Origin of the sequence: Gelidibacter algens (genome assembly GCF_001678675.1) — a bacterium.
Lineage (GTDB): Bacteria > Bacteroidota > Bacteroidia > Flavobacteriales > Flavobacteriaceae > Gelidibacter > Gelidibacter algens.
This window is the reverse complement of record NZ_LZRN01000073.1, coordinates 1-9,540: the sequence shown is the minus strand read 5'-3', so window position 1 is coordinate 9,540 and position 9,540 is coordinate 1. Positions and strand designations below refer to the sequence as shown.

General features: G+C 36.7%; 8 protein-coding genes and 1 pseudogene. All 9 read left to right on the top strand.

The annotated features are described in order from the left end of the window. The first annotated feature begins 582 nt into the window (after positions 1–582). A complete protein-coding gene (locus A9996_RS18420; RefSeq protein ID WP_066438780.1) occupies positions 583–867 on the top strand; it encodes a helix-turn-helix domain-containing protein in 285 nt (94 codons plus the stop codon). A gap of 3 nt (positions 868–870) precedes the next feature. Then, positions 871–1,623: pseudogene (locus A9996_RS18415) on the top strand (hypothetical protein). Then, positions 1,607–2,269: a P-loop NTPase family protein gene (locus A9996_RS18410; protein ID WP_066438773.1), complete on the top strand. Its 663-nt coding sequence runs from the start codon at positions 1,607–1,609 to the stop codon at positions 2,267–2,269. Before A9996_RS18415 ends, A9996_RS18410 begins: the two are co-directional and overlap by 17 nt. Positions 2,270–2,324: 55 nt before the next feature. Next, positions 2,325–3,068: a DUF6577 family protein gene (locus A9996_RS18405; protein WP_066438772.1), complete on the top strand. Its 744-nt coding sequence runs from the start codon at positions 2,325–2,327 to the stop codon at positions 3,066–3,068. A 123-nt stretch (positions 3,069–3,191) separates the two neighbouring features. Beyond that, positions 3,192–4,466: a nucleotidyl transferase AbiEii/AbiGii toxin family protein gene (locus tag A9996_RS18400; protein WP_169817271.1), complete on the top strand. Its 1,275-nt coding sequence runs from the start codon at positions 3,192–3,194 to the stop codon at positions 4,464–4,466. Beyond that, the gene (locus tag A9996_RS18395; protein WP_066438768.1) at positions 4,459–5,283 is read left to right on the top strand and encodes an ATP-binding protein; all 825 of its coding nucleotides are present in this window, start codon (positions 4,459–4,461) and stop codon (positions 5,281–5,283) included. The genes A9996_RS18400 and A9996_RS18395 overlap by 8 nt, the downstream gene beginning before the upstream one ends. Positions 5,284–5,425: 142 nt before the next feature. Then, complete coding sequence (locus A9996_RS18390) at positions 5,426–6,991, top strand: ATP-binding protein (RefSeq protein WP_066438765.1); 1,566 nt, start codon at positions 5,426–5,428, stop codon at positions 6,989–6,991. Between the two features lie 147 nt (positions 6,992–7,138). Continuing rightward, on the top strand, positions 7,139–8,692 hold the full coding sequence (gene istA / locus A9996_RS18385) for an IS21 family transposase (protein WP_066431889.1): 1,554 nt from the start codon (positions 7,139–7,141) through the stop codon (positions 8,690–8,692). A 26-nt stretch (positions 8,693–8,718) separates the two neighbouring features. Beyond that, entirely contained in the window at positions 8,719–9,456 is a 738-nt protein-coding gene (gene istB / locus A9996_RS18380) for an IS21-like element helper ATPase IstB (protein WP_066431887.1), read from the top strand. Positions 9,457–9,540: the final 84 nt, after the last annotated feature.

The window sequence follows — 9,540 nt, the reverse complement described above, 5'->3', positions numbered from 1 at the left end:
AATTTTATTAAAATTTATTTTGTTATTTCATATCGAACCATAGTTTCATTTGGTTGAAGTCAGATACAATAGTCGTAATATTTTACTACCAAATGCTATATTATAAATATGCGCCTTTTTGCTTATTTAATTCCTTTCCGTGATTGACATGTATTTTTCTGAATCAAAAGCCGTATTGATAACATTTTTTCAGCATAAATCAATTGAAATGAATCAACATGTTGAAGAAGAAAAAATCATTTGCAATAAGATTGTCCTCTCCGCTCATGGTAATAGCAAAAGTAGTTACACTATTGAAACTGATATAAAACCCAAGTCGAACCCAAGTTGGGATTTTAATTTTAATTCACTTACTTCATAGTATTTACAATAAAATAAATCTTAATAGCAATTAAGCGAGACTAACATACCTACAAAGCCATTCAAATTTTATGACCTAAAAAATCTCCCACCTCTGGACTGACTATTGATGTTTAGACAATAATTAGCAACAAATTTGTAGAACGAAAGTCAAATCAAGTCAAGGGCTATCATTTCAAATGAAAGCGAAACGGTAGTCCTTTTCTACAAAACCGTATCATTATGCCGACAAGCATCATTACAACAGACGACCTCCGAGACTTCAAACTGGAATTGCTCGATGACATCAAAAAAATTCTTACCAATCAATCTCAAGGGAGACTAAAAAAATATCTCAAATCTTCAGAGGTCATGGATTTACTTCAAATTAGTCCTGGAACTCTTCAAAATCTTCGTCTCAATGGCACATTACCATACACAAAAGTTGGAGGTATCCTTTTTTATGACTCCGAAGAAATACAAAAAGTATTAAACGATAATCGCGTGCACCACGGCTTAAATTCTTAAACTATGAACTACATAAAGCTACTTAATGCGGCTTTTGAAAAGTTCTTTTTTGACGACCGCCTAAATCCCACACACATCAGTCTATATATGGCGCTATTTCAGGAATGGAATAGCAGTCGTTTTGCGGATGAACTTTATGTAAACCGCAGAGATTTGATGCGCTGTGCCAAAATAGGCTCAAAATCCACTTACCATAGGTGTATCACAGATTTAGATTCCTGGCTTTACCTATCCTATTTCCCATCTAATAATCCATATAAAGGAAGCAAAATAAAGATGACCATTATCGGGACAAGTGATGAACCAGATATGGGACGATACAATCCCACATTAGAACAGCTTGCGGAACACTACCATCCCATTCGTGAACCAGTTGTGGGACAGCACCATCCCAAAAATGGACAAGTTGTGGACTTACACCGTCCCATAGGTGGACAAGCATTGGTATCTAATACAAACAATATCAAACAAGAAAACTATGTAAAACAACCAAAGGGCTAGCAGGCCGTTATTAATTTTTTTATTGAAAAAAGTTTTAATGCTGATGAAGGAAAAAAATTCTATGAGCATTACGAGCAACGGGAATGGCAAACGAGCGATGGAAAACCAATAAGAGACTGGCGTGCTTTGGCTATCAACTGGATGGACAGAACGGTATTATTCGACGAAGAAAACAAACCAAACGTAAAACAAGCGTCCCAAATCAAGGACAACTTGCGAACCACTAAAAATAAAGACTATGGACAACCCCTCTAAAATTATCGAAGGTGGCGTGGAATTTTCGCTTGGCAATTTTGATGGTAAAAATGTTTTGTATGACTTTCCTAAAATCTTAATTTATCTCGATGTTAAAGGAAAACTCTTGTTTGGAAAAAACTTTAGAATTCATGATGAGGATAAAGACATCTTGCTAAAGCTCTGCTCCTACTTTATCAAGGACAGAGAAAATTGTTCAAGCTACGGTATCGATATTGATAAAGGAATTCTACTTTCTGGACCAGTAGGTTGTGGAAAAACCAGTTTAATGAGACTATTACGTTACGTAGTGCCACTGCAAAGACCTTACGAATTGATTCCATGTCGCAACATAACATTTGGTTTCAACCACTTGGGTTACAAAACCATTGAGGAATTTGGAAATACAAAATTTTATTGCTTTGATGACTTGGGAATTGAACCCATTGGTCGCCATTACGGGAAAGACTGCAATGTGATGGGCGAAGTTCTATTATCGCGATATGAGCTATATCTGAAAACCAAACAGAAGGTTAAAACCCACGCAACTACAAACCTTAATGCTGAAGAATTGGAAGAACGCTATGGAAATCGTGTTCGCAGCCGGATGCGGGAATTGTTTAATTTAGTTGCTTTTGATAAGGAGGCTGGAGATAAAAGGAAATAAATCAAATAACTATTAAACTTTGGCAAAAATTATGTAATTTGCCAAAGTTTAATTAATGAATAATAACTTGGATACTCTCTTAATAGATAAAATACAATCCTATTTCAAAGAGCAAGCAACTGTTTCTAAAGACAAGTTGGTTGAAGTTATTTTATTGGATTTTCCTGAACTAAAAAAAAGTACTATAAACGTATACTTATCACGTTTTAAAAAAGAAGGTATTATTAAAAACCCGTCAAGAGGAATTTATGCCCTAAAAGGTAAAAAAACATATCATCCAACTTTAAATAACAAATTGAAACGCCTATTCTATAAAATAAAAAAAGACTTTCCATTTGTTGAGTTTTGTATTTGGGACACACAATGGCTAAACGAATTCATGAGACATCAACCTTTTAAATATTATACGGTATTAGAACTTGAAAAAGATGTCACAGAATCTGTGTTTTATGCTCTCAAAGAACAAGGTAAACAGGTTTTTATTGAACCTGACGCAGAAACCTTTGATTTATATGTAAACAATAGTGAAGATGTAATTATATTAAAACATTTAATATCTGAAGCACCACTTCATGAAATTGAAAATATTGTAGTACCAACACTGGAGAAACTATTGGTCGATATGACAATAGATGCTAAAGTGTATGCCGCACAACAAGGTGAAATTAAACTTATTTATGCGAATGCTTTTGATAAGTATGAGGTAAACAAGAATAAAATGAAGAGATATGCCTATAGACGCAACAGAGAAAAGGAAGTAGAAAACTTGACCAATTTAACTTTGGCAAAAATTGGATAATTTGCCAAAACTTAATTAATAATGATAGAACCAACCACATACCATCCAGATTGGATTCATGAAGTCAAAAGAAGACTTGGTAAGAAGTATGATGCCAAACTTATTGAGAAGGTCATCTATGCATTGATTTTTTTAGAACAATTAAAATTAAACGGATTAGAGTTTATTTTCAAAGGCGGAACTGCACTGCTATTAGCAACCAAAGAGCCCAAACGATTTTCAATTGATATAGATATTATCACAGAGCAAACCCAAAGTGAAATAGAAACAATTTTAAAGAAAATAAGTAAAAACAGTGCATTTACACATTGGGAAGATGATAATAATAGAAAACATACACCAGATGCACCAATAGGGCATTTTAAAATGTATTACACTAGCGTTGTGGATGGAAATGTGGAGCCCATATTGCTAGATGTACTATACACACCAAATCCATATCCCGAACTAATGGAGATTCCTATAGAGCACGATTGGATTAAAACAGCAGGCAAAATAACGACAGTACAAATGCCAACGTTTGATGCCATTTTGGGTGATAAGCTAACAGCTTTTGCACCAAAAACAACCGGAATACTATTCAGTAAAAATAGACCGGTTGAAATAATCAAGCAATTATTTGATGTAGCATTTTTAATGGATAATATCACAGATTTAAAAGTGGTACAAAACAGCTACAACAAAGTAGTAGAAGAAGAAATTAAGTTCAGAAAATTAAAGGTGTCAGCTCACCAGGTATTAGAGGACACTCAAGAAGCTTGCTTCGTCTTGTCTACTAGAGATGGCAATTCCGAAGAGTTTAAACAATTGCAATTAGGTGTTAGCAATTTTACAAACTTTACGATTTCAAGATTCAATCTGGAAGAGGCAATTACAGCGGCATCAAAAGCAGCATATTTAGCAGAGGTTTTAAAAAATGAAACACTAACCAAGTTAGAAATATTTAAAAACCCATCACAAGTTAAAGATTGGATGATTGAAAACCAGCAGTTCAACAAACTAAACAAGCTAAAGAAAAGCAATCCCGAAGCGTTTTTCTATTGGTATATAGTGGTTTCAATTTTTGTTAAAAATAATTTAGTGTTTTCAAGTCAAGAAATAAAAGCTTTTATAGTAGCAGTTGGTTATTATAAATACAGAAAAGAGAAGTTTCTCAATGAGGAAGCTATGCTACAAATTAAAGAAAAATTAGATAGTAACATTAGTTTCAAAAGTTTTAATGATATTGAATTATCATCCATCAAGGATATTATTGATGAGAACATAGAGCACATTACAAAAGTAGATTATGAAGGATTATCTCAAGATTTTCTGATATCAAGAAAACAAGAAATTTTGGAACCACTATTCGAAATAAGAAAGAGAATACTAAATTTTAGAAACACTCAAAATGTCTAAATTATCATTTAAAGTATCAGCAAGAACTGCTCGGCTTATTGGTAGAGAAAATATTGCCAATTCGAAAGGAGCAATAATTGAACTTGTCAAAAACGGCTATGATGCAGATAGTGATATTAGTATTGTTTATTTTGACAATGAATATTCTCCTATTATAAATGAAATAAGTTTAGATTATTATAATACACTTTTACAGAAAGGAATAAACAAAACTCTTTTAAATAATGTGTATGACTCAAAAACAGGAAAGTTTATTATTAAGGAAGGATTAGAACAAGAACCGAGAAATTTGCTTAAAAAATCCCTCAACAAACTTAATTCTCTTTATATAATTGATTCAGGAGAAGGAATGACACAAAATATAATTAGAGATTATTGGATGACAATAGGTACTGATCATAAAGCTATTGATGTGTTTACTAATTCTGGAAAAGTTAAATCGGGCGCTAAAGGTATTGGACGATTTGCTTTAGATCGATTAGGTGGAAAATGTGAAATGATAACAGTTTATAATCCAGAAAATCATAAACCAGATACTGATGAATTGGGTAATCCTTCAAATTTTAGTGGTTACAATTGGAAAGTGAATTGGGAAGATTTTGAAGGAGATTTCAAAACTATTGACACAGTTAAAGCCGAATTAATTGGGATAGAATCAAAAACAATTAAAAAAGAGATTATAAAGGAAATTCCAGAATTAAATTTAGGTGAGTTAAACACCAAAGTAGATTTTGAATTTGGTACTATACTAAAAATAACAGATTTACGAGATAATTGGGAAGATTATTACGTAGAACTAAGTTTATTCAGATCTTGAGGTTTTAGTTCCTCCTAAAGAAAGCGGTGAGTTTCAAATTTTTTTATTTTCAACATTATCTCCTGAAAAGTATGGCGAAGTAGTTGGATCTGTTTGTGATGATTTTGACTATAAACTTATTGCATCTGCAAATGATAAACAGATGGTCACACTTAAAATTATAAGAGATGAATACGATTTAGATAGAATAGATCCTGATTTTTTCAAAAGAAATGAAATGCAAAACAAGCCGTACACTAAAGCGGATTTTGAAAAGGGTTATTGGGAGAAAAAAATGACTTTTTCACAGCTATTACCTGGCTTTTCAGAGAAGGATGAGGAAAAAGTTTTTGATAATATTGGTGTTTTCAATTTTACGTTTTACTATATGAAGAAAGGCTATAGTAGTGAAGATATTGAAAGATTCTATTATAACTCATTTATGACTAACAATAGAAGAGCTTGGTTGGAAAAGTTTGCAGGTGTAAAGTTATTTAGAGATAATTTTAGAGTTCGTCCTTATGGTGAAGTGCAGAACACATCTTTTGATTGGCTTGATTTAGGTTTACGAAAATCTCAAAACCAAGCAGGTATAGCAAAAGAAGAAGGAGGTTGGAGAGTAGAACCTGAAAATGTTTCTGGGGCTATTAAAATTTCTCGTCTTACTAATGTGGATTTTGAGGATAAATCTAGTAGGGAGGGTCTTCAGGAGAATAAGACATTCCAAATTTTCAAAAAACTATTAGCAAATATAATTTTAGTTTTAGAAGAAGATAGAGCATATATAGCAAGGGCTATGGATGCATTTTACAAAGAAAATAACAGTGATGCTATAGATAGAAAAAAAGCCGAAGCTTTAGCTAAATCAATACTTGAGAAAGAGAAAGGAAAAAGAGAAAAACAAAAAAAAGAAGGTAAAAAGAGTTCTCAAAATCAGAATGATAATCAACTTAATGATTCATTATCAAATGAGAGTATTGTTTTAGCTGAATTAAATAGAGAGAAAGATGAAGAAATAGAAAAGCTTAAAGACGAACAGAAAGTATTGAGAGGGCTTGCAAGTAGTGGAATAGTACTTGCTTCGTTTAGCCATGATTTAAGCAAGTTGAATGATGTTCTTGATTCGAGGGTTGAAAAACTTAAACAAATTATTGCTACAAAATTCAATGAAAAGGATTACGAAGATACAGAAGATAGGAAAAATCCATTTGCTCGTCTTGAAAAAATGAAAAAGCAAGATTTGAAACTTCAGAATTGGTTAAAATTTTCATTGGGAGCTACCAGAAAAGATAAGAGGAAAAGACCTCAAGTATTTCTTCATAAATATTTCAAAGATTTAAAGGATGATTGGCAGATTATTCTTGAAAATAGAGCAATTGATTTTGATGTTTCAAGTATTGAAGAAATAGAACTTCGTGTTTTTGAGATTGAATTTGACAGTATTTTTAATAACCTTTTAGTTAATTCATTTGATGCTTTCAAGAACTCAAAGGAGAATAGAAGTAGAAAAATTATAATATTAGCCAAAGCTACAGAGAAAGAAATTGTAATTGAATATTATGATAACGGACCTGGTTTAAGTAAAGATATAGAAAATCCAGAGAAAATTTTTGAACCGCTATTCACAACGAGAAGAAATGCCTTTACAGGAGAAGAAGAAGGCACTGGGTTGGGAATGTGGCTTATGGATACTTCGGTTCGATTTGTGCCAGTGATTTCGGTTTCATAGTGCCAGGCATTTCGGTTCAAACTGTGCCACTTTTGCCTGTGTGGTAAAAGTCTATATCGGTTCGATTTGTGCCACAGTTCGACCTCGCTCACCGCAGCGCTTTGAAAGATCAAGTAATAATTACCTTGTCGCCAAAAAACGTGCGATATGGCCAACACACTTGATCCAATGGACTTAAAACAAATCATTTCCCTGCACCTAGATGGGTTCAGCAACCGTAAAATAGGCGCTACCCTGGGGATATCCCGCAACACGGTAAACAATTATATGCAGCTGTTCAAGGCCAGTGACCGTTCCCCTGAGGAACTGTTGGCCCGCGACAATGCTGCCCTGGAGGCACTCTTTCCTTCCAGTACCACGATAGCCAATCCCCGTTACGGTGAGCTAATGCTGTATTTTGACGGGATCAACAAAGCCCGGAACCATCCCGGTTTTACCTTTCTGTTCCACTACCAGGAATATGTGCAACATGCCAAAGAACCCTATAGTTATACCCAGTTCATGGAGCATTACAACCGTAAATACTCAAAGGTCAGGGGATCAATGAAACTGGAGCACGATCCGGGCAATGAGATGTATGTGGACTATGCGGGCAAGAAGCTGCAGATCGTGGACCGGGCCACCGGGGAGCTCATTGCGGTGGAGGTCTTTGTGGCCATCCTGCCCAACAGCCAGTACACCTATGTGGAAGCCTGCCATAGCCAAAAGAGAGCCGATCTTATCACATGCTGTGGCCATGCCCTGGAGTTTTATGGCGGGGTGCCCAAGGCCATCGTCTCCGATAATCTAAAGTCGGCCGTAACCCGTGCCAGTCGTTATGAGGCGGATATCAACCGCAGTTTTAAGGACTTTGCCAGGCACTACAACTGTGTGATCAACCCGACCCGTGGATACTCCCCGCAGGACAAGGCCCTTGTAGAGAATGCTGTCCATCTTGCCTATCAGCGCATCTATTATCCCTTGCGCAATATGACCTTCTTCTCCCTAAGCGAGCTCAACAAAGAGATCCGCAAGCTGTTGACAGCCTATAACAATCTACTGTTCAAAAGGAAACAGGCCAGCCGTCTGGAGCTCTTCCAGTCCATAGAAAAAGGCCATTTAAAATCACTTCCACTAAGTCCCTACCAGCTCAAGGACTATTGCCGTGCAAAGGTGCAGAAGATGGGATATGTGTACTTCTCGCCAGATAAAAGTTATTATAGCGTACCCTACCGCTACATCGGCAAGCAGACCCAGATCCATTATACCGCCACGACTGTGGAAGTGTATTACAACCATCAGCGGATAGCCCTGCACCAGCGTAATCCCAGTAAGGGAAACTACAACACAAATCGTGACCACCTGAGCAGTACCCACAAATATTATGTGGACTGGAGCCCTGAATTTTTTAAAAAGAAAGCTGCCCTGCACGGGGAAAATGTAGTGGCCTGTATTGATACCATCATTGCCTCGGGAGATTACCCCGAGATCGGTTACAAGCGTGCCATGGGACTTATCCAGTTGCACAGAGCCTTTGGCTCACAACGCTTGGACAGCGCATGCAAAAGGGCCATACAGGCAGATGCGGTCGCATACCAGCGCATCAAGAATATCCTGAAAAACAACCTGGACCGGTCTTCCCTGTTCTACCAAGATCTAGAACAAGACAAACCTCATATCCCCGTACATGAGAATCTCCGGGGAGCTTCGGCCTATCAATAAATATGTAACCAATAAACTCTATAATTATGAACAACAATCAAACCGTTGAAAAACTAAAACAAATGCGCCTAGGTGCCATGGCAGACTTACACCTGCTGCATATCAAGGAAAATCGCACACCGGATCTTACGGCCGATGAATACTTGGCATTGCTCACGGACCATCAGTGGGAGGACCATAAGGATCGAAAGATCCAAAGGCTCCTCAAGCAGGCATCCTTCCGTGGACAGGCCGATCTGGCGGAAGTGGACTACGCCCAACAGCGCAATCTGGACAGGAACATGTTCCTGCGTCTGGGCTGTCTGGATTTTATGAAACGAAAAGAGAATATTATTATGACCGGTGCCTCCGGAGTTGGAAAAAGTTATCTGGCCCAGGCCCTGGGGCACCAGGCGTGCATGATGGAATATCGCACCATCTATGCCAACACGGCCCGTTTATTAAAAAGACTGAAGCTCAGCAAGGCCGATGGAACCTATCTAAAAGAACTGGCAAAGCTCCTAAAGGCAGATCTGCTTATCCTGGATGACTTTGGTCTGCAAGGTTTTGACAACCATGCAAGAGAATCACTTATGGATATAATCGATGACCGTTACAACCGATCCTCCACCATCATCTTATCTCAAATACCAGTCTCCGCCTGGTATGACATCATTGGAGAAGGAACCATAGCTGATGCAATCCTGGACAGGATCGTAAACTCATCCCACAGGATCGACCTCAAAGGGGAATCCTTAAGAAAGGGAGCTTTAAAGAACGAATAACAATAATTTTTTATATAATTGCAAGATCTTTCAAAGTGGCACGGTTTGACCGAAACAGGTGGCACCATCACTCCGAAATAGCCA